General features: G+C 73.1%; 13 protein-coding genes. 7 read left to right on the plus strand and 6 right to left on the minus strand.

Translation table 11 applies throughout. From position 1 onward, the window contains the following. Window positions 1-15: 15 nt before the first annotated feature. The 3 genes from ABZT12_RS04835 to ABZT12_RS04845 form a co-directional block, all read right to left on the minus strand. Window positions 16-1,281 carry an FAD-dependent oxidoreductase gene (locus ABZT12_RS04835; RefSeq protein WP_356377291.1) on the minus strand — a complete coding sequence of 422 codons (1,266 nt, stop codon included), beginning with the start codon at window positions 1,279-1,281 and terminating at the stop codon, window positions 16-18. Between the two features lie 115 nt (window positions 1,282-1,396). Next, the gene (locus tag ABZT12_RS04840) at window positions 1,397-2,701 is read right to left on the minus strand and encodes a deoxyguanosinetriphosphate triphosphohydrolase (RefSeq protein WP_356377294.1); all 1,305 of its coding nucleotides are present in this window, start codon (window positions 2,699-2,701) and stop codon (window positions 1,397-1,399) included. A gap of 87 nt (window positions 2,702-2,788) precedes the next feature. Next, entirely contained in the window at window positions 2,789-3,640 is an 852-nt protein-coding gene (locus ABZT12_RS04845; RefSeq protein ID WP_356377297.1) for a sirohydrochlorin chelatase, read from the minus strand. Window positions 3,641-3,907: 267 nt separating this feature from the next. Between ABZT12_RS04845 and ABZT12_RS04850 the strand changes: the two genes are divergently transcribed. From ABZT12_RS04850 to nirD, 5 genes are all read left to right on the plus strand, one after another. Then, entirely contained in the window at window positions 3,908-4,606 is a 699-nt protein-coding gene (locus tag ABZT12_RS04850) for an ElyC/SanA/YdcF family protein (RefSeq protein WP_356377300.1), read from the plus strand. 378 nt (window positions 4,607-4,984) lie between these two features. Continuing rightward, window positions 4,985-5,503: a hypothetical protein gene (locus tag ABZT12_RS04855; protein ID WP_356377303.1), complete on the plus strand. Its 519-nt coding sequence runs from the start codon at window positions 4,985-4,987 to the stop codon at window positions 5,501-5,503. 120 nt (window positions 5,504-5,623) lie between these two features. Then, window positions 5,624-6,244 carry a class F sortase gene (locus ABZT12_RS04860; RefSeq protein ID WP_356377306.1) on the plus strand — a complete coding sequence of 207 codons (621 nt, stop codon included), beginning with the start codon at window positions 5,624-5,626 and terminating at the stop codon, window positions 6,242-6,244. Between the two features lie 309 nt (window positions 6,245-6,553). After that, on the plus strand, window positions 6,554-9,151 hold the full coding sequence (nirB, locus tag ABZT12_RS04865; protein WP_356377309.1) for a nitrite reductase large subunit NirB: 2,598 nt from the start codon (window positions 6,554-6,556) through the stop codon (window positions 9,149-9,151). Beyond that, window positions 9,148-9,501: a nitrite reductase small subunit NirD gene (nirD, locus tag ABZT12_RS04870; RefSeq protein ID WP_356377312.1), complete on the plus strand. Its 354-nt coding sequence runs from the start codon at window positions 9,148-9,150 to the stop codon at window positions 9,499-9,501. Before nirB ends, nirD begins: the two co-directional genes overlap by 4 nt. 58 nt (window positions 9,502-9,559) lie before the next feature. Here the strand turns inward: nirD and ABZT12_RS04875 are convergent, their stop codons facing one another. The 3 genes from ABZT12_RS04875 to ABZT12_RS04885 all read right to left on the minus strand — a co-directional run bounded on the left by ABZT12_RS04875 (window position 9,560) and on the right by ABZT12_RS04885 (window position 15,029). Beyond that, window positions 9,560-10,489 carry an oxidoreductase gene (locus ABZT12_RS04875; protein ID WP_356377315.1) on the minus strand — a complete coding sequence of 310 codons (930 nt, stop codon included), beginning with the start codon at window positions 10,487-10,489 and terminating at the stop codon, window positions 9,560-9,562. Between the two features lie 191 nt (window positions 10,490-10,680). Next, complete coding sequence (gene ppdK, locus ABZT12_RS04880) at window positions 10,681-13,416, minus strand: pyruvate, phosphate dikinase (protein ID WP_356377318.1); 2,736 nt, start codon at window positions 13,414-13,416, stop codon at window positions 10,681-10,683. A gap of 416 nt (window positions 13,417-13,832) precedes the next feature. Beyond that, window positions 13,833-15,029, minus strand: a complete 1,197-nt coding sequence (locus ABZT12_RS04885) for an ROK family protein (protein WP_356377321.1) — start codon at window positions 15,027-15,029, stop codon at window positions 13,833-13,835. Between the two features lie 120 nt (window positions 15,030-15,149). Between ABZT12_RS04885 and ABZT12_RS04890 the strand changes: the two genes are divergently transcribed. Together ABZT12_RS04890 and ABZT12_RS04895 are read left to right on the plus strand one after the other, a co-directional pair. Then, window positions 15,150-16,634, plus strand: a complete 1,485-nt coding sequence (locus ABZT12_RS04890) for a hypothetical protein (RefSeq protein ID WP_356377324.1) — start codon at window positions 15,150-15,152, stop codon at window positions 16,632-16,634. Beyond that, entirely contained in the window at window positions 16,631-18,568 is a 1,938-nt protein-coding gene (locus tag ABZT12_RS04895; RefSeq protein ID WP_356377327.1) for a glycogen debranching N-terminal domain-containing protein, read from the plus strand. The genes ABZT12_RS04890 and ABZT12_RS04895 overlap by 4 nt, the downstream gene beginning before the upstream one ends. Window positions 18,569-18,710 lie beyond the last annotated feature (142 nt).

Here is an 18,710-nt window from a genome sequence, read left to right on the forward strand (position 1 = left end):
GACGGCCCGGAGGCGCTACGGGACCAGATCGGCGAGCGGGACGCGCGGGTCGGCCAGGGCCTCGGCGTCCACCGGTGCCCCGGACCTGATCAGCCGCTGGACCGGCTCTGTGACGTCCCACACGTTCACGTTCATCCCGGCGAGCAGTCTGCCTCCGGAGAGCCAGAAGGCGATGAACTCCCGCTTGCCCGCGTCACCCCGGACCACCACCTGGTCGTAGGAGCCGGGGGGCGCCCAGCCGGAGTACTCAAGGCCCACGTCGTACTGGTCGGAGAAGAAGTAGGGCACGCGGTCGTAGACGGCGTCCCGGCCGAGCATCGCGCGGGCCGCGGCGGGGCCGCCGTTGAGGGCGTTGGCCCAGTGCTCGACGCGCAGCCGGGTGCCGAAGAGGGGGTGCGGGAAGGCGGCCACGTCACCGGCCGCGTAGATGTCGGGGTCGGAGGTGCGCAGCCGGTCGTCGACCGCGATGCCGCCGCCGTGCGCGCGGTCGGCCAGCTCCAGGCCGGCCGCCTCGGCGAGCGCGGTGCGCGGGGCCGCTCCGATGGCCGCCAGGACGTCGTGCGCGGGGTGCTCCTCGCCGTCGTCGGTGCGGGCGGCGAGGACCATGCCGTCGTGGCCGACGATCTCGGTGAGCCGGGCGCCGAAGTGGAAGCGGACCCCGTGCTCACGGTGCAACTCCGTGAAGAGTTCGCCGAGTTCGGGGCCGAGCACCCCGTGCAGCGGGGTCTGCGAGGGCTCCACGACGGTGACCTCGGCGCCGTACTCCCGGGCCGCCGCCGCGACCTCCAGGCCGATCCAGCCGGCGCCGGCGATCACGAGGTGTCCGTTGTCCCGGCCCAGGGCGGTCAGGACGTGCTTGAGGCGCTCGGCGTGGGCGAGGCGGCGCAGGTGGTGGACGCCGGCGAGGTCGGTGCCGGGGATGTCGAGGCGGCGGGGCTCGGCGCCGGTCACGAGCAGGAGCTTGTCGTAGCGGACGAGGGTGCCGTCGTCACCGAAGCGGACCGTCTTCGCCGCACGGTCGACGGCGTCGACGGTCTGGCCGAGGTGCAGCTCGATGTCGTTGCGCGCGTACCAGGCGGGTTCGTGCACGAAGACGGTGTCGCGCTCCTCCTTGCCGAGGAGGTAGCCCTTGGACAGGGGCGGCCGCTCGTAGGGGTGGTCCCGCTCGTCGCAGATCAGTATCACCCGGCCGGTGAAGCCCTCCGCTCGGAGCGTCTCGGCCGCCTTGGCGCCGGCCAGGCCACCTCCGACGATGACGAATGTCTGGTCCGCGTCGACCACTTGATGCCTCCTCGTAACGGTGCCGCCACAGGCGAGCGTCCCGCACGCAGTGTGATGCGGGAAGGGGGTGAGACCCGATCGGGCCACGGAGGGTCACCTTCGGGCTGGTTTCACGTCACTGGGGTTCATGGTGGACCGCGCCCGTCAGCCGCGCGTGCAGGGACCGGGCCGAGGCGTCGGTGAGGGACGCGATCTGGTCGACGATCACCCGCTTGCGGGCACGGTCGTCGGGCGCCCGGTCGAAGAGGGCGCGGAACTGCGGGTCCAGGCCCTCCGGGGCGCGCGCGGTGAGCGCCTCGGCCAGCTCGGCCACCACGACGCGCTGGTCGGCCCGGATCAGCTCCTGCTCGGCGCGCTGCATCACGTACCGGTCGGCGACCGCCTTGAGGACCGCGCACTCCAGCCGCGCCCGCTCCGGTACGACGAGTTCGGCGTCGTAGCGGGTGAGGCGCCCGGGGCCGTACCGGGCGCGGGTGGCGGTCTCGGCGGCCAGGCAGAAGCGGCCGATGAGCTGGCTGGTGGCGTCCTTCAGGCGGGCCTGGGCGACGGCCGACCCGTCGTAGCCGTGCGGCCACCACTCCTGCCCCTGGAGCCGGTCCAGCGCCTCGGCGAGGGCGGCCGGGTCGGTGTCGGCGGGCACGTACCGTCCGAGGGCGACCGCGAAGACCGCCTGCCGTTCGGGCTCCACGCGCAGGCACTCGGGGTCGATGTGCCCGGCGTGCAGGCCGTCCTCGACGTCGTGCACCGAGTACGCCACGTCGTCCGACCAGTCCATCACCTGGGCCTCGAAGCAGGTACGGGTGGCCGGGGCGTGCTCGCGGGCCCAGTCGAAGACCGGCCGGTCGTCCTCGTAGACACCGAACTTCGGGGACTTGGGGTCGTCGGGGCGGGCGCCGCGCCGCCAGGGGTACTTGGTGGCGGCGTCGAGCGCGGCGCGGGTGAGGTTGAGGCCGACGCTGACCAGGTCGCCGGTCTCCGTCCGTACGAAGCGCTTGGGCTCGATGCGGGTGAGCAGCCGGAGCGACTGGGCGTTGCCCTCGAAGCCGCCGCAGTCCTCGGCGAACTCGTTGAGCGCGTGTTCGCCGGTGTGCCCGAAGGGCGGGTGGCCGAGGTCGTGGGCGAGACAGGCGGCCTCGACGAGGTCGGGGTCGCAGCCGAGGACGGCGCCGAGTTCGCGGCCGACCTGGGCGCACTCAAGGGAGTGGGTGAGGCGGGTGCGGGGGCTGGCGTCCCAGACGCGGCTGCGGGTGCCGGGCGTCACGACCTGCGTCTTGCCGGCGAGCCGTCTGAGCGCGGAGGAGTGCAGGATGCGGGCGCGGTCCCGTTGGAAGGCGGTGCGGCCGGGGCGTTTGTCGGGCTCGGGGGCCCAGCGGGCGGCTGACGCCGGGTCATAGGCGGTCGGGAGTGCGGTGGCGTCCATGGTTCGACAGTAAGCGGCGGGGGTGACAACGCGGGTGCCGGTGGGGGCCTTCGCGGGTGCCTCGTGCCGCTTCGTACGGGTACGGGGCTACACGGACGCCAGCGCGGGCGGCTTGAGCGGCTGCGTCGCCCGGGCCCGGTCGTAGCGGTGGAGGATCAGGCGGGCCATCGCCGGGTGGGCGCCCAGGGGTGCCGACGCGATCCAGGGGGCGGCTTCCGCGCACTGGGTGGCGAAGCGGCCGGGGGCGGTGAAACAGGAGGCCACGGCGGTCCGGTGACGGCCCCGGGCGGCCAGCGCCCGGACGGCTTCGGAGACCGTGGGGGCGGCGGCGGAGGCGTAGGCCGGGACCACGGGCACGCCGAGACGGTCGGCCAGGAGGTCGGCCGTGCGCTGGGTGTCGACCTTCGAGTCGGGGTCGCGGGAACCGGCGGCGGCGAGCACGACCGCGCTCGCCCGGCGGGTCTCCTCGTCCATGCCGGTGGGCCAGCCGGCCTCGACGAGCCGGTCGCGCAGGGTCTCCACGACGAGGGGGTGCGGCGCCAGCGGGGCGGCCACCCGCGCGCGTACCGGAGTCCGGGCCGCCAGCTCCGGGATGTCCCGCTTGACGTGGTAGCCGCGGGTCAGGAGAAGGGGGACGAGAACCGCCTCGCCGGTGCCCAGTTCGGCCAGGGTCTCCGGGAGCAGGGGCGCGTTCAGCTCGATGTGGCCCAGGTGGACGGAGAGGCCGGGGCGGAGGGCGCGGACGCGCTCGGCGAGGGCGCTCACCGTCCTCAGCGCGCGCGGGTCGCGGCTGCCGTGCGCCACCAGGACCAGCGCGGGCCGGCGGGGCCGCCCAGCGCCGGCGAGAGGGGCGGGACCCGGGTGACTGCCGATCCGGTTCATGGGCTGCGCCGTCCTGTCGGGGGTGGACTCGTCGCGGAGGGGATGCGACGCCGTCATGAACCGATGGTGACCGGGGGAGGTTGCCGCCCCGTTGCACGGGAATGACGGGTTTTTTCCGGGGGATCACGGCGGGGCGCCGGGGGGTGTGAGGCGGTGTGGACTCACGGTCCCGGGTTGCGGTGTGGACTCACGGTCCCGGGTTGCGGTGTGGACTCACGGTCCCGGGTTGCGGGGTGAAACCGGTCACCACGCCCGACCGGTGAACCGGGGGGCGTCGCCTGGCGTCTGTGACTGTCGACGACACACCCGGGAGGGGCCTTGCCCATGCGCCGACTGAGACTGCGCCTGCCGCGTCCGCCACGCACGCGTGCGGGACGCCGGCGGCTGGTGCGGGCGGTGGCCGCCGCGTGCGTCCTCGCCCTGCTGCCGATGACCTGGCTGTGGCTGACGGCCGGCGGCCGGCTGCGCACGGCGGCGGACGTGCCGCGCACCGACGTCGCCGTCGTCTTCGGCGCGGGGCTGTGGGACGGGGAGCCCTCGCCGTACCTCGCGCACCGGCTGGACGCGGCGGCGGCGCTCTACCGGACGGGCCGCGTGAAGGTGCTCCTCGTCACCGGCGACAACAGCCGCGAGGACTACGACGAGCCCGACGCGATGCGCGCCTATCTGACGGAGCACGGGGTGCCGGACGGGCGGATCGTGAGCGACTACGCCGGCTTCGACACCTGGGACTCGTGCGTCCGCGCCAAGAAGATCTTCGGCGTGGACCGGGCCGTGCTGATCAGCCAGGGCTTCCACATCCGCCGGGCGGTGGCCCTGTGCGAGGCGGCGGGCGTCCGCTCGTACGGCATCGGGGTGGACGACACGCACAACGTGACCTGGTACTACGGCGGCACGCGCGAGGTGTTCGCGGCGGGCAAGGCCCTGCTGGACGTGGTCTTCGCACCGGACCCGACCTTCCTCGGCCCCCGGGAGCCGGGGGTGGCCCGGGCGCTCGCCACCGCTGCCGCCACCGCTGGGTGACCCGCTCTTGACCGGCCTCGTCGACCTGAATCCCGTTGACGCGGACGGGAGTTGAGGGGACGGGCGCGTGCGGGCCGAGGCGGTCGGCTCCCGCTCGAGCACCGCGGCGCGCGCGGCCCGGCTCCCCCGGTCTCCCCGGTCCGGGTCGGCCGAGGCCGCGCGGGGTCACCCGTTCACACGTGTGCCCCGCGGCCTTCGGGTTCGGTGCGGGATGCGACCGCCGTACGCCGGTGACCTGGTGAAACAGTGGCGGCGCGGGAGTTGGGGGCGCGTGGCGGCCACCCGTTCGACGTAATGGCGACGTCCGCTCGGGGAGCGGGCCCGGGCCGGTGCCACTTACCTCGGAAGAGCAGCCACCCACAGCTCGGAGGAGCACCGATGCGACGCACCGCCCGTCTGCTCACCGGTACCGCGCTCGCGGTCGCCGCCGCGGGACTCACGACCGCACCCGCCTACGGCGGACAGAACGGCAGCCTTGAGGTGTTCCCGTCGAACGCGGTGCCCGGCAACAAGGTCACCGTCAACACCCACGGCTGCGGAGACGGCGGAACCGCCGACGGTGACGCCAGCGCGGTCGGCGGTGGGCGGTTCACGCTGGCGCCGAGCAGCCACGAGGACGACTCGATCGGGGAGTTCCGGGTGCCGCCGAGCGCGCAGCCGGGAACGTACGAGATCGTCGCGAAGTGCGCCGGCGGCAAGCGGGTCACCGGCGATCTGGTGGTGACGCCGACCTCGATGCGCGCGCAGGTGCAGCCTCGGGGCAGTGTGAAGACGGGGGTCGGCGGCGCGTTGGGCCCCGACCCCGTACAGACCGCGGCCGGTGTGGCGGCTCTCGCCGTCGCCGCCGCGGGCGGTACCTGGCTCCTGCATCGCCGGGCGAGAGGCGACGGGATCTGACGGACACCCTCCGCTGTCCGTCCGCCGGTACCGCGTGACCCCTCCCCTTCCGGGCCCGACGCCCCTCGCGGCCCGGAAGGGGGTGCGGGGCCGGCCGGGGCCGCTGGAGAGGGGATCGTGATGCGCAGGACCGTCAACACCGCGATAGGGGCCGTCACCGCGGCCTCCCTCTGCGCGGGCGCGTGGCTGCTGAGCGGGGGCGACGCGACCCGTACGCCGCCGCAGCCCGCCGCGGCCGAGGCGCGGCCCGACCCGGTCGCCGAGCGCCGGACGGCGCCCGCGCTGCCGCCGTCACCGCCGGCCCGTATCCGCATCCCGTCGATCCGCGTGGACGCCCCCCTGATGGGCCTGAAGCTCACCGCGGGTGGCAGCCTCGACGTCCCGCCCGCCGCGAAGAAGAACCTCGCCGGCTGGTACGAGGCCGGTACCACCCCGGGTGAGAGGGGAACCGCCGTCGTCGCCGGCCATGTCGACAACACCGAGGGCCCCGCCGTCTTCTACGACCTGGGGGCCGTGAAGAGGGGCGCCGCCATCGAGATGGACCGGCTGGACGGCGGTGTCGCCGTCTTCACGGTGGACGCCGTCGAGGTCTACGACGCCAGGCGCTTCCCCGACGAGAAGGTGTACGGCGCGGCGCCCCGGCCCGAGCTGCGGGTGATCACCTGCGGGGGCGGCTACTCGCGGACGACGGGCTACCAGGGGAACGTCGTGGTCTTCGCGCACCTCACCGGCAGCCGGTAGCGCCCTGCCATCCCGGCGAGCACCTCGCGTTCGCGGGGCACGAGCCGGGCCGCGTCAGCCGTCCCGACCTACCGCGCGAAGATCGGGAGGCCGGTGCCGGGCCGCTCCGGGCGCGGCCGTACGGCCGTCCGCCGCCGCTGCCGCCGTACCCGAGGGTGGCCGTACGGAACCGAGGGGTTCGGCGGGTCCACCCCCGGGGCGTACGGGCGAAAACCCTCACACCCCGGTCGCCCTCCCGCTGAGCGCAGCGTTCCTCCCGGGAAACAGGCGTGATGCGGCCGGGTAACGCCGACGGCGCAGGCTCCACGTATGACCTCGAACTCGCGTGGGGTGCCCACGATCGTCCTCGTCGGCCACGGCATGGTCGGCCAGCGCTTCCTCGAAGCGCTCGCCGAACGCGGCCTGACCGCGGCGCACCGGGTGGTCGTGCTGTGCGAGGAACCACGGCCCGCCTACGACCGGGTGCGGCTGACCTCGTACTTCTCCGGCAGCACACCCGACGAACTGTCCCTGACGGACGCGGAGTTCATCCGTGAGCACGGGATCGAGCTGCGTCTCGGGGACCCGGCGGTGGCGATCGACCGGGCGGCGCGGACGGTGACCGCCCGCTCCGGGCTGACCGTGGCGTACGACACGCTGGTCCTCGCCACCGGCTCCTATCCGTTCGTGCCGCCCGTGCCGGGCCGGGAGGCGGAGGGCTGCTTCGTCTACCGGACGATCGAGGACCTTCTCGCCATCGAGGCGTACGCCGGGGCACGGGCGACGACGGGCGCGGTGGTCGGCGGCGGGCTGCTCGGTCTGGAGGCCGCCGGTGCGCTCAAGGGGCTCGGACTCGCCACGCACATCGTGGAGTTCGCGCCGCGGCTGATGCCGGTGCAGGTCGACGAGGGCGGCGGCGCGGCCCTGTTGCGCACCATCGAGGAGATGGGCCTGACCGTGCACACCGGCACGGGCACGCAGGAGATCGTGACGGACGCCTCGGGCGCGGTCACCGGCATGAAGCTGTCCGACGGCTCCGAACTCGCCACGGATCTCGTGGTGTTCTCGGCGGGTGTCCGGCCGCGCGACCAACTGGCTCGCGAATCGGGCCTGTCGGTCGGCGAGCGGGGCGGGATCGCGGTGGACGAGCAGTGCCGTTCCGTCTCCGATCCGCGGGTGTTCGCGATCGGCGAGTGCGCGCTGGCGGCGGACGGCCGGGTGTACGGGCTGGTGGCGCCCGGTTACGAGCAGGCCGTGACGGCCGCCGCGACGATCGCCCGGGACGAGTCCGCCTTCACCGGCGCCGACCTGTCCACCAAGCTGAAGCTGCTCGGCGTGGACGTGGCGTCCTTCGGCGACGCGCACGGCACCACCGAGGACTGCCTCGAAGTCGTCTACTCCGACGCCCGTTCCGGTACGTACAAGAAGCTGGTCGTCGGCCGGGGCGGCGAGTTGCTGGGCGGCATCCTGGTCGGTGACGCGGAGGCCTACGGCACCCTGCGGGCGTTCACCGGTTCCGTACCGCCGGTCTCCCCCGAGCAGTTGGTGCTGCCCGCCGGCGTCGGCGCCCCGGCCGCCCTCGGCCCCTCGGCGCTCCCCGACGCGGCGGTCGTCTGCTCCTGCCACAACGTCACCAAGGGCGCGATCCGCGGCGCGGTCACCGAGCACGCGTGCACGAGCGTGCCCGAGGTGAAGACGTGCACCAAGGCCGGTACCGGCTGCGGGAGTTGCGTCAAGGTGCTGGGCCAGCTGGTCACCGCCGAGCTGGAGGCGAGCGGCATCGAGGTCGACAAGGGCCTGTGCGGCTGCTTCGCGCGGACCCGCGAGGAGCTGTACGAGATCGTCCTCGCCCTGCGCATCACGTCGTACCACGACCTGCTCGACCGGTACGGCCGCGCGGAGGCGCGGGGCGGCGACGGCTGCGAGGTCTGCAAGCCGACGATCGGCTCGATCATCGCGTCGCTGGCGCCGACGGTGGGGGCGAGCGGCTACGTCCTGGACGGCGAGCAGGCCGCGCTCCAGGACAGCAACGACCACTTCCTCGCCAACCTCCAGAAGAACGGTTCGTACTCGATCGTGCCGCGCGTCCCGGGCGGCGAGATAACCCCCGAGAAGCTCATCGTGATCGGCGAGGTGGCACGGGACTTCGGCCTCTACACGAAGATCACCGGCGGCCAGCGCATCGACCTGTTCGGCGCCCGCGTCGAACAACTCCCGCTGATCTGGTCCCGGTTGGTGGACGCCGGCTTCGAGTCCGGACACGCTTACGGCAAGGCGCTGCGCACGGTGAAGTCCTGTGTGGGGCAGACCTGGTGCCGCTACGGCGTGCAGGACTCGGTGCGGATGGCGATCGACCTGGAGCTGCGCTACCGGGGGCTCAGGTCGCCGCACAAGCTGAAGTCGGCGGTCTCCGGGTGCGCCCGCGAGTGCGCCGAGGCCCAGTCGAAGGACTTCGGTGTCATCGCGACGGCGAACGGCTGGAACCTGTACGTCGGCGGCAACGGCGGCGCGACCCCGCGCCACGCCGACCTGCTGGCCCAGGACCTCTCCGACGCCGAACTGGTGCGCCTGATCGACCGGTTCCTGATGTTCTACATCCGGACGGCCGAGCGGCTGGAGCGCACGAGCGTGTGGCTGGAGCGGCTCCCGGGCGGCCTGGACCACGTGCGGGACGTGGTGGTGGACGACTCGCTGGGCATCTGCGCGGAGCTGGAGTCGCTGATGGCCGCGCATGTCGCCGGATACCGCGACGAGTGGGCCGAGACGATCAACGACCCCGAGAAGCTGGCCCGGTTCGTCTCCTTCGTCAACGCGCCGGACACCCCGGACCCGGTCGTTGGGTTCGTGCCCGAGCGCGACCAGATCAAGCCCGACCTGCCGCTGCTGTCCATCGGCCGACGCCCCCTGGAAGGAAGCGCCCAGCGATGACCCTGGCACCCGAGACGACGACCGCCCTGAAGGTCCAACTCCGCCTGGAGGAAGACTGGTTCGAGGTCTGTGACCTGACCCTGCTGACCCCGGGCCGCGGCATCGCGGCCCTGCTGCCCGACGGCCGCCAGGCAGCCCTGTTCCGCGACCGGTCGGGCGCCCTCCACGGCATCGACAACCGCGACCCGTTCAGCGGCGCCGCGGTCCTCTCGCGCGGCCTGACGGGTACCGACCGGGGCCGCCCGTTCGTCGCCTCGCCCCTGCTGAAGCAGCGGTTCGACCTGCTGTCGGGGCAGTGCCTGGACGACGCGACGGTACGGGTGGCCGTGTACGAGGTACGGGCGCGCTGACCCGGCCGGGCGGCGGCCGACGAGCAGCGGACGGCGGATCGCGGGCGGCGGGACGGGCTCACGGCGCCCGCGGTCCGTCGTAGGACACTCCCGTCAGCTGCTCGGAGGCGGTCCAGAGGCGTTGTGCGGCCGTGTCGTCGCGGGTCCACGGTGCCCTGCGGGAGGGTCCGGGGGCACCGCGCCAGTGCGCGAAGGACGGGCCGATGAACGCGTCGGGGTGTACGCCGGGCGCGGTCGCCGCGTAGAGGGTGGGCAGGGCGCCGGCCTCCGCCGACTGGGCGAAGATCCGGTTGCCGAGCCGCATGAGGCGCTCCCTGCTCCGGCGCCCCTCCGCACGGGGGCTCGCGGTCTGGAGGCCGGTGTCCGCGTACCCCGGGTGGGCGGAGACCGCGACCGTGTCCGCGCCGCGGGCCCGCAGCCGACGGGCCAGTTCGTGCGTGAAGAGCAGGTTGGCGGTCTTGGAGCGGGCGTAGGCGGTCCAACGGCGGTACCGGCGTTCGCTGTTGAGGTCGTCGAGGTCGATGTCGGCCTGCAGGTGCATCATGCTGGACAGGTTGACGATCCGGGCGCCCGGCGCGTCGAGCAGCGCGGGCAGCAGCAGTCCGGTGAGGGCGAAGTGGCCCAGGTGGTTGACCCCGAACTGCGTCTCGAACCCGTCCGTCGTGGTCCCGTACGCCGTGCCCATCACGCCCGCGTTGTTGACGAGCAGGTCGAGCCGCTCGTAGGGGAAGCCGTCGGCGAAGCGCCGCACGGACGCCAGGTCCGCGAGGTCGAGCCGCCCGAACTCCGCCTCCGCGTACGGGACTTCGGCGGTGAGACGGTCGACGGCCGCGTTCCCCCGTCTCTCGTCGCGGCAGGCCAGCACCACCCGGGCGCCCTTGCGCGCCAGCTCCCGCGCGGTGACGTAGCCGAGGCCGCTGTTGGCGCCGGTGACGACGGCGGTGCGGCCGGTCCGGTCGGGGATGTCGCGTGTGCTCCAGCCGCTCATGTCCGGACTCCCTCGCTCGACGGATGTCTCCCGGCAGCAGTAAAGCGGCCGGAGGCGCGGACCGGGGCGGACGCCACGCGCCCGCGTACGACGAGAGGGCGGCATCCCCCGCACAGGGATGCCGCCCTCTCCTGCGGTCCGGGGCCGCCGTCGGGTCGGTGAGGGTGTGACCGGCGGCGGCTCCGGAGGTATCAGCGGTGGTCGCTGCCCTGTGCCGAGGAGGCCGCGCGGCCCGCTTCCAGCCGGGCGACCGGGATGCGGAACGGGGAGCAGGAGACGTAGTCGAGGCCGACCTCGTGGAAGAAGTGGACGGACTCCGGGTCGCCGCCGTGTTCGCCGCAGACGCCGAGTTTGAGGTCGGGGCGGGTGGCGCGGCCGGCCTTGGCGGCGAGTTCGACGAGGGAGCCGACACCGTCCCGGTCGATCGTCTCGAAGGGGGAGACGCCGAAGATGCCCTTCTCCAGGTAGGCCGTGAAGAACGAGGCCTCCACGTCGTCGCGGCTGAAGCCCCACACGGTCTGGGTGAGGTCGTTGGTGCCGAAGGAGAAGAACTCCGCGGCCTCCGCGATCTGGCCGGCCGTCAGCGCGGCGCGCGGCAGCTCGATCATCGTGCCGATCGCCAGCTTGAGCCGGGTGCCCGTCGCCGCCTCGACCTCGGCGATGACCTGGTCGGCCTCCTCGCGGACGATCTCCAGCTCCTGGACGGTGCCGACGAGCGGGATCATGATCTCGGCGCGCGGGTCGCCCTTGGCCGCCTTGCGTTCGGCGGCGGCCTCGGCGATCGCCCGTACCTGCATGGTGAAGAGGCCGGGGATGACGAGGCCCAGGCGTACGCCGCGCAGGCCCAGCATCGGGTTCTGCTCGTGCAGGCGGTGCACGGCCTGGAGCAGCCGCAGGTCGTTCTCGTGGGACTCCTGGCGGGCCTCGGCGAGTGCGACCCGGACGGAGAGTTCGGTGATGTCGGGCAGGAACTCGTGCAGCGGCGGGTCGAGGAGGCGGACGGTGACGGGCAGTCCGTCCATCGCCTTGAACAGTTCGACGAAGTCCTGCTTCTGGAGCGGCAGCAGCCCCTTGAGGGACTCTTCGCGCTCGGTCTCCGTGTCGGCCAGGATCAGGCGTTCCACCAGCTCACGGCGGTTGCCGAGGAACATGTGCTCCGTCCGGCAGAGGCCGATGCCCTGGGCTCCGAAGCGGCGGGCGCGCAGGGCGTCCTCGGCGTTGTCGGCGTTGGCGCGCACCCGCAGCCGGCGGACCCGGTCCGCGTAGCCGATGATGCGGTGGACGGCCGCGACGAGTTCGTCGGCGTCGTCGGCGCCCGCGTGCATCCGGCCCTCGAAGTACTCGACGACCGGGGAGGGTACGACCGGGACCTCGCCCAGGTACACCTTGCCGCTCGATCCGTCGATGGAGATCACGTCGCCCTCCTCGACGACGTGTCCGCCCGGCACCGTCATCCGGCGCCGCTTGGTGTCCACTTCGAGCTCCTCGGCGCCGCAGACGCACGTCTTGCCCATGCCGCGGGCGACGACGGCGGCGTGCGAGGTCTTGCCGCCCCGGCTGGTGAGGATGCCCTCGGCCGCGATCATGCCGTCGAGGTCGTCGGGGTTGGTCTCGCGGCGGACGAGGATCACCTTCTCGCCGGAGCGCGACCACTTCACCGCCGTGTACGAGTCGAAGACCGCCTTGCCGACGGCGGCGCCCGGCGAGGCGGCGATGCCGCGGCCGACCGGCCGTACCTTCGCCTCGTCGTCGAAGCGGGGGAACATCAGCTGCGCCAACTGGGCGCCGGTGACGCGCTGGAGGGCCTCGGCCTCGTCGATCAGGCCCTGGTCGACGAGTTGGGTGGCGATCCGGAAGGCGGCCCCGGCGGTGCGCTTGCCGACCCGGGTCTGGAGCATCCACAACTGGCCGCGCTCGATGGTGAACTCGATGTCGCAGAGGTCCTTGTAGTGGTTCTCCAAGGTCTCCATGATCCGCATCAGCTGGTCGTAGGACTTCTTGTCGATCTGTTCCAGCTCGGCGAGCGGCACGGTGTTGCGGATGCCGGCGACGACGTCCTCGCCCTGGGCGTTCTGGAGGTAGTCGCCGTAGACGCCCTGGTGGCCGGAGGCGGGGTCGCGGGTGAAGGCGACGCCGGTGCCGCCCCCGATCGATGTAGCCGTGGGGCCGAGGTTGCCGAAGACCATCGAGCAGACGTTGACGGCCGTGCCCAGGTCGTGCGGGATGCGTTCCTGGCGGCGGTAGAGCTTGGCGCGGTCGGTGTTCCAGGAGTCGAAGACGGCGTGGATGGCGAGGTCCATCTGCTCGCGCGGGTCCTGCGGGAAGTCCCGGGCGGCCTCGGCCTTGACGATCCGCTTGAAGCGGGTGACCAGCTTCTTCAGGTCGGCCGCGTCGAGTTCGGTGTCGACCGTGACCTTCTTGGCGGCCTTGGCCTTCTCCAGGGCCTCCTCGAAGAGTTCGCCGTCGATGCCGAGGACGGTCTTGCCGAACATCTGGATGAGGCGCCGGTAGGAGTCCCAGGCGAACCGCTCGTCGCCGGCCTGTTCCGCCAGTCCCTGCACGGACTTGTCGGAGAGGCCGATGTTGAGGACGGTGTCCATCATGCCGGGCATGGAGAACTTGGCGCCCGAACGGACCGACACCAGAAGGGGGTTGTCGGGCTGGCCGAGCTTCTTGCCCATCGTCGTCTCCAGGGCGGCGAGGTGGGCGCTCACCTCGTCACGGAGTGCCGCGGGCTCGTCGCCACTGTCGAGGTAGGTCCGGCACGCCTCGGTGGAGATCGTGAAACCCGGAGGGACGGGGAGGCCGAGGTTGGTCATCTCGGCGAGGTTGGCGCCCTTGCCGCCGAGCAGGTCCTTGAGATCCTTGTTGCCCTCGGTGAAGTCGTAAACGAACTTCACTTCCTGAGCTTCCTTCTTTTCCGACACGGGTCTCGACTCCTCGACGACTCGGTGGCTGCCCTGACGGCCAGGAACATACCCAGATCAAAGGCGTCTGGGTACGTCCACTCCTGCGACTCGCGCCCTTAACCTGTCGTCCGCCAGGGGATCGAAAGTCAATGGCGGTCAAGATTTGGCAAGCGGCAGCCGCCGGATGTTTTCACTTCCTGAACGCACTTCCCTGCGGAAGAGCGCGTTTCCGCTCAAGTGAGCATCAAGTGGCACGTCTGATTTCGATCGATGAACGATCACGGGGTGGCACTCGGTGCCACCCTTTGGAGAAGTGCAGCCGTGCCCGATCTGCTCATCTGAGCGCCATCCCTATCAAGGGTGGCGAGAATCACGCTTCCACAGGAGCCCGGATTCCACCATCCGGACGCGGACGCGAGACGGCAACCCGTCCGTCACACACCCAGGGCGAGCAGCCGTTCCTCGGCCCGCTCCGGCGCGTACAGGTGCTCCACGACCAGCGCGCCCGCCCCCACCAGCCCGGCCCGCTCGCCGAGCCGCGAGGTGACTATCTCCAGATGAGCGGTGGAACGCGGCAGCGCCCGCTGGTAGAGCAGCTCCCGCACCCCCGTCAGGAAGGGGGTTCCGGCCAGATCCCCGGCGATCATCAGCACGCCGGGGTTGAGCAGCGTCACCACCGTCGCCAGTACGTCCCCGACGCTGCGCCCCGCCTCGCGCGCCAGCGCCATCGCCTCCGGATGCCCGGACGCGAGCAGCTCCCGTACGTCCGAGCCCGAGGCGGCGGGCACCCCGGCCTCGGCCAGCCGCCGCGCCACGGCGCCGCCGCTCGCCACGGCGGCGAGACAGCCGTAGGAGCCGCAGCGGCACAACGCCTCGGTGCCGACCCGGATATGACCGATGTCGCCCGCGCCCCCGTCGATGCCCCGGAAGACGGAACCGCCGACGACGACCCCGGCCCCGATCCCCGTCGACACCTTGACGAGGACGAACGCCGAACAGTCGGGGTGTCCGGTGCGCTGCTCGCCGTAGGCCATGAGGTTGGCGTCGTTGTCGACGAGGACCGGGACGGGCGGCGCGCCGGTGTGTTCGGTGAGGGCCCGGGCGAGCCGGCCCCGTATGTCGTAGCCGTCCCAGCCCGGCATGATCGGCGGCTGGACCACCCGGCCGGTCTCGCTGTCGACCGGTCCGGGCACGCCGAGTCCGATGCCGCAGACCTCCGCGGCCCGGTGGCCGGCCTCCTCCAGCAGTCCGGCGAACCAGTGGCCGAGCGCGCCCAGCACGGCCTCCGGGCCGTCGTCGACGGCCAGCGTGCCGGAGCGCTCGGCGAGGAGTTCGCCGGTGAGCGAGAGCACGGCCGCGCGCGCGTGCCGGGTGTCCAGGTCCGCCGCGAGGACCACCGCGTGCGCGTCGTCGAACTCCAGGGTGATGGCGGGCCGGCCGCCCAGTGGGGAGTCCACCGGGCCGCCGGCGCCCTCGCGCAGCCAGCCCGCGCGGAAGAGCCGGTCCAGCCGCTGGCCCACGGTCGCGCGGGAGAGTCCCGTCACATGCTGGAGTGCGCCGCGCGTGGTGGCCCGCCCGCTGCGCACCAGTTCCAGCAGCTCTCCGGCGCTCGCCTGACCTCGTCCCGTCATGCGCACCCCCTTGTGTTTCTCAACTCTGCATTACATATTGGGTTTTGCGTGTTAACTAGACGTAACCCTACGGTAGCCCCGACCGCACCGGTCGGCCCGTCGTCCTTCGTGGAGCCCCGAGTGGATCGCACCGTCCAGCTCACCGCCCGTCCCGTTGCACGCGCTTTCGCATACGATCCGCCGCCCCCGAGGCGTTCCCTGCACCTCAGGGCCGCCGCCGTACTGGAGGGCAACTGGACGGGAACCTCCACCGTCCCCTCCCACGGCCTGTATCCGCACCAGTGGTCGTGGGACTCCGCGTTCATCGCGATCGGCGTGCGGCACCTGTCGCCGCTGCGGGCGCAGACGGAGCTGGAGACGCTGCTCGCCGCCCAGTGGGGCGACGGCCGCATCCCGCACATCGTCTTCAACCCCTCCGTACCCCTGGACGCGTACTTCCCGAGCCCCGACTTCTGGCGCTCCTCGACCGCCGGACGCGCCGCGGGCGCCCCGCGCACCGTACAGACCTCGGGCATCGTGCAGCCACCGGTGCACGCGCTGGCGGCCTGGCTCGTGCACTGCGCCGACCCCGGCCTGTCCAGGGCCCGTTCCTTCCTGGCCCGGGTCTACCCCAAGCTGGCCGCCTGGCACCGCTATCTCCTGCACCGCCGGGACCTCGGCGGCGGCGGGCTCGCCTCGGTGGTCCACCCCTGGGAGCAGGGCATGGACAACAGCCCTTGCTGGGACGCCCCGTTGGCGCGGGTGACCCCGGCCCCGGCCCGCTCCTTCCGCCGCGCCGACCTCGCCCACGGCTCCCCGGAGGACCGGCCGACGGATCTGGACTACGGGCGGTACGTACGGCTCGCGGCGGAGTACCGGGACGGTGAATACGCCGACGGGCAGGGCGAGTTCGCGGTCGAGGACCCGTCCTTCAACGCCCTGCTCATCGCCTCCGAGCACGCGCTGGCCCGGATCGCCGGTGAGCTGGGCGCCACCGGCACGGCCCGGCACGCGCGCGCGGAACGGCTGACCGCGGCGCTGGTCGAACGGCTCTGGGACCCCGCGGAGGGCATGTTCTTCTGCCGGGACCTGCGGGGCGGGGGCCTCATCCCCGAGCGCGGCGTCTCCGGGCTGGTCCCGCTGCTCCTCCCCGGCCTGCCCCGCGACCTCGCCGCCACCCTCGTCCGTACGGCGTGCGGACCGCACTTCGGCCTCGGCTCCAGCACCCGACTCCCGCCCAGCTACGACCTGTTGGGCGAGGCCTTCGACCCGCACCGCTACTGGCGCGGGCCGGCCTGGTCCAACACCGCGTGGCTGCTGGAGCGCGGCCTCCGGCTGCACGGGGAGCGCGCCCGCGCCGACGCCCTGCGCGAGGCGGTCCTGGAGACCGCCGACGCCACCGACTTCGCCGAGTACGTCGACCCGTACACCGGCGAGGCGTGCGGCGCGACCGGCTTCGGCTGGACCGCCGCCCTCGCGCTCGATCTGCTGCACGAGCCCACCGGACACGGCGTGTCCACGACGGGCACCGGCACGTTCGACGGGCGCGGCCTGAGCGATGTGAGCGACTTGAGCGGCACGGACGGCGAGGCCGCCAAGGCAGGCAAGGGAGGGGAACGGGGATGACGGACCGGCATCATCTGCTCGTGCACGGCGGGACGTTCGCCGCCGTGGGCGACGGCGGCGACATCAGCGGCGTCCGGGGCGGCAGCTCTCCGGACGGGTTGTTCGTACGGGACGCGCGGCATCTGAGCCGCTGGCAGCTCACCGTCGACGGCGCGGTCCCGGAGGCGCTCACACCGGTCGCCGACGGGGACACCGCACGGTGCGTCCTCGTCCCGCGCGGTGGCCGCCAGGAGCCGCCCGCGCACACGCTCTTCCGTGAACAGGCCGTCGGCGAGGGCGCGTTCGTCGAATCGCTCAAGGTCACCAGCAACCGCCCGGTACCGACCACGATCCGCCTCGCGGTCACCGCCGACGCCGACTTCACCGACCAGTTCGAACTCCGCTCCGACCACCGCACCTACGCCAAGGCCGGCGCCACCCGATCCCGCCACGTCCTCGACGACGGCGTGGAGTTCGCCTACCAGCGCGGCGAGTGGCGGTCCTGTACGACGGTCACCGCCGAGCCCGCCCCAGACGGCGTCGAGGAGACCGGCACCGGCGCCCGCCGCCTCGTGTGGACCCTGGGCCTCGCACCGCACGGCACCGCCGAACTCGCGCTGCGCGTACAGGCCCGGCCGCACGGCGACCGGCCACCAGCCGCCGTCCCGCGCTCGCCCGCCGCCCTCACCAAGCAACTCATCGCCCTGGAGGGCGAGTTCGTGCGGGACGTGCCCTTCCCCACCGGCTGGCCCGAGCTGGCCGCCGCCTGCTCCCGTGGCCTGTCGGACCTCGCCTCGCTCCAGGTCCCGGCGACCGGCCCGGACGGCGAGGAACTGCGCGTACCGGCCGCCGGGGCCCCCTGGTTCCTCACCCTCCTGGGCCGCGACGCCCTCCTGACCTCGCTCTTCGCCCTCCCCTACCGGCCCGAGCTGGCCGCCGCCACCCTCCCCGCACTCGCCGCCACCCAGGCGACCGACGTGGGCGTGGACTCCGTCGCCCAGCCCGGCAAGATCGTCCACGAGGTACGCCACGGCGAGCTGGCCCACTTCGGGCAGGTGCCGTACGGGCGGTACTACGGCTCGGTCGACGCGACCCCGCTCTTCCTGGTGCTGCTCGGCGCCTATGTGGAGCAGACCGGTGACAGAACCCTCGCCCGGCGCCTGGAACCCCACGCCCGCGCGGCGATCGGCTGGATGCTGGACCACGGCGGCCTGACCTCACGCGGATACCTGGTCTACCGCGCGGACCAGGGCGGCCTGGCCAACCAGAACTGGAAGGACTCCCCCGGCGCGATCTGCTCGGCCGACGGCACCCGCGCGAGCGGGCCGGTGATGGCGGCCGGGGCCCAGGGCTACGCGTACGACGCGCTGCGCCGCACCGCCCAACTGGCCCGCACCGTATGGGACGACGAGGTGTACGCGGCGCTCCTCGAACAGGCGGCCGGTGACCTCCGGGACCGGTTCCAGCGGGACTTCTGGATGCGGGAGCACTCCTTCCCGGCGCTGGCCCTGGACGGCGAGGGCCGCCAGCTCGACGCGCTGGCGTCGGACGCCGGGCATCTGCTGTGGTCCGGGCTGCTGGACAAGGAGTACGGCGAAGTGGTCGGCCGGCGGCTGGTGGAGCCGGACTTCTTCTCCGGCTGGGGCGTCCGCACGCTCGCCTCCGGCCAGGCGGCGTACCACCCGCTGTCGTACCACCGCGGTTCGGTCTGGCCGCACGACAACGCGCTGATCACGCTGGGCCTCGCCCGCTACGGCCTGCACGACGAGGCGCGTACGGTCGCGCACGCCCTGGTCGACGCGGCGACCGCGACCGGCCACCGCCTCCCGGAGGTCCTCGCGGGCTACGGCCGCGACACCCACACCGAGCCGGTGCCGTACCCGCACGCGTGCGTTCGGGAGTCCCGGTCGGCGGCGGCGCCGTTGGCCCTGCTCACGGCGGTGGGCGGCGCGTAGCCGGGCGGCGGCGGGACCGTGCGGCGCGGTCCGGTACGGGGATTGACGCGGGGTTTACCGGGTGTTTGCCCGACACTGGCCGGGTCCGGCTGAACAGGGCACCCGGCAACCCCGTACGGAAGGGTGGCGGGCACTGCCTCCC

This window comes from Streptomyces sp. NPDC005423 (assembly GCF_040606415.1).
GTDB lineage: Bacteria > Actinomycetota > Actinomycetes > Streptomycetales > Streptomycetaceae > Streptomyces.

Excerpts from the sequence above, each read along its gene's own strand:
- ABZT12_RS04885 (WP_356377321.1), bottom strand. The coding sequence starts at position 15,029 with ATGACGGGACGAGGTCAGGCGAGCGCCGGAGAGCTGCTGGAACTGGTG.
- ABZT12_RS04855 (WP_356377303.1), top strand. The coding sequence starts at position 4,985 with ATGCGACGCACCGCCCGTCTGCTCACCGGTACCGCGCTCGCGGTCGCC.
- nirB (WP_356377309.1), top strand. The coding sequence starts at position 6,554 with ATGACCTCGAACTCGCGTGGGGTGCCCACGATCGTCCTCGTCGGCCAC.
- ABZT12_RS04850 (WP_356377300.1), top strand. The coding sequence starts at position 3,908 with ATGCGCCGACTGAGACTGCGCCTGCCGCGTCCGCCACGCACGCGTGCG.
- ABZT12_RS04845 (WP_356377297.1), bottom strand. The coding sequence starts at position 3,640 with ATGACGGCGTCGCATCCCCTCCGCGACGAGTCCACCCCCGACAGGACG.
- ABZT12_RS04840 (WP_356377294.1), bottom strand. The coding sequence starts at position 2,701 with ATGGACGCCACCGCACTCCCGACCGCCTATGACCCGGCGTCAGCCGCC.
- ABZT12_RS04875 (WP_356377315.1), bottom strand. The coding sequence starts at position 10,489 with ATGAGCGGCTGGAGCACACGCGACATCCCCGACCGGACCGGCCGCACC.
- ABZT12_RS04895 (WP_356377327.1), top strand. The coding sequence starts at position 16,631 with ATGACGGACCGGCATCATCTGCTCGTGCACGGCGGGACGTTCGCCGCC.
- ABZT12_RS04860 (WP_356377306.1), top strand. The coding sequence starts at position 5,624 with ATGCGCAGGACCGTCAACACCGCGATAGGGGCCGTCACCGCGGCCTCC.
- nirD (WP_356377312.1), top strand. The coding sequence starts at position 9,148 with ATGACCCTGGCACCCGAGACGACGACCGCCCTGAAGGTCCAACTCCGC.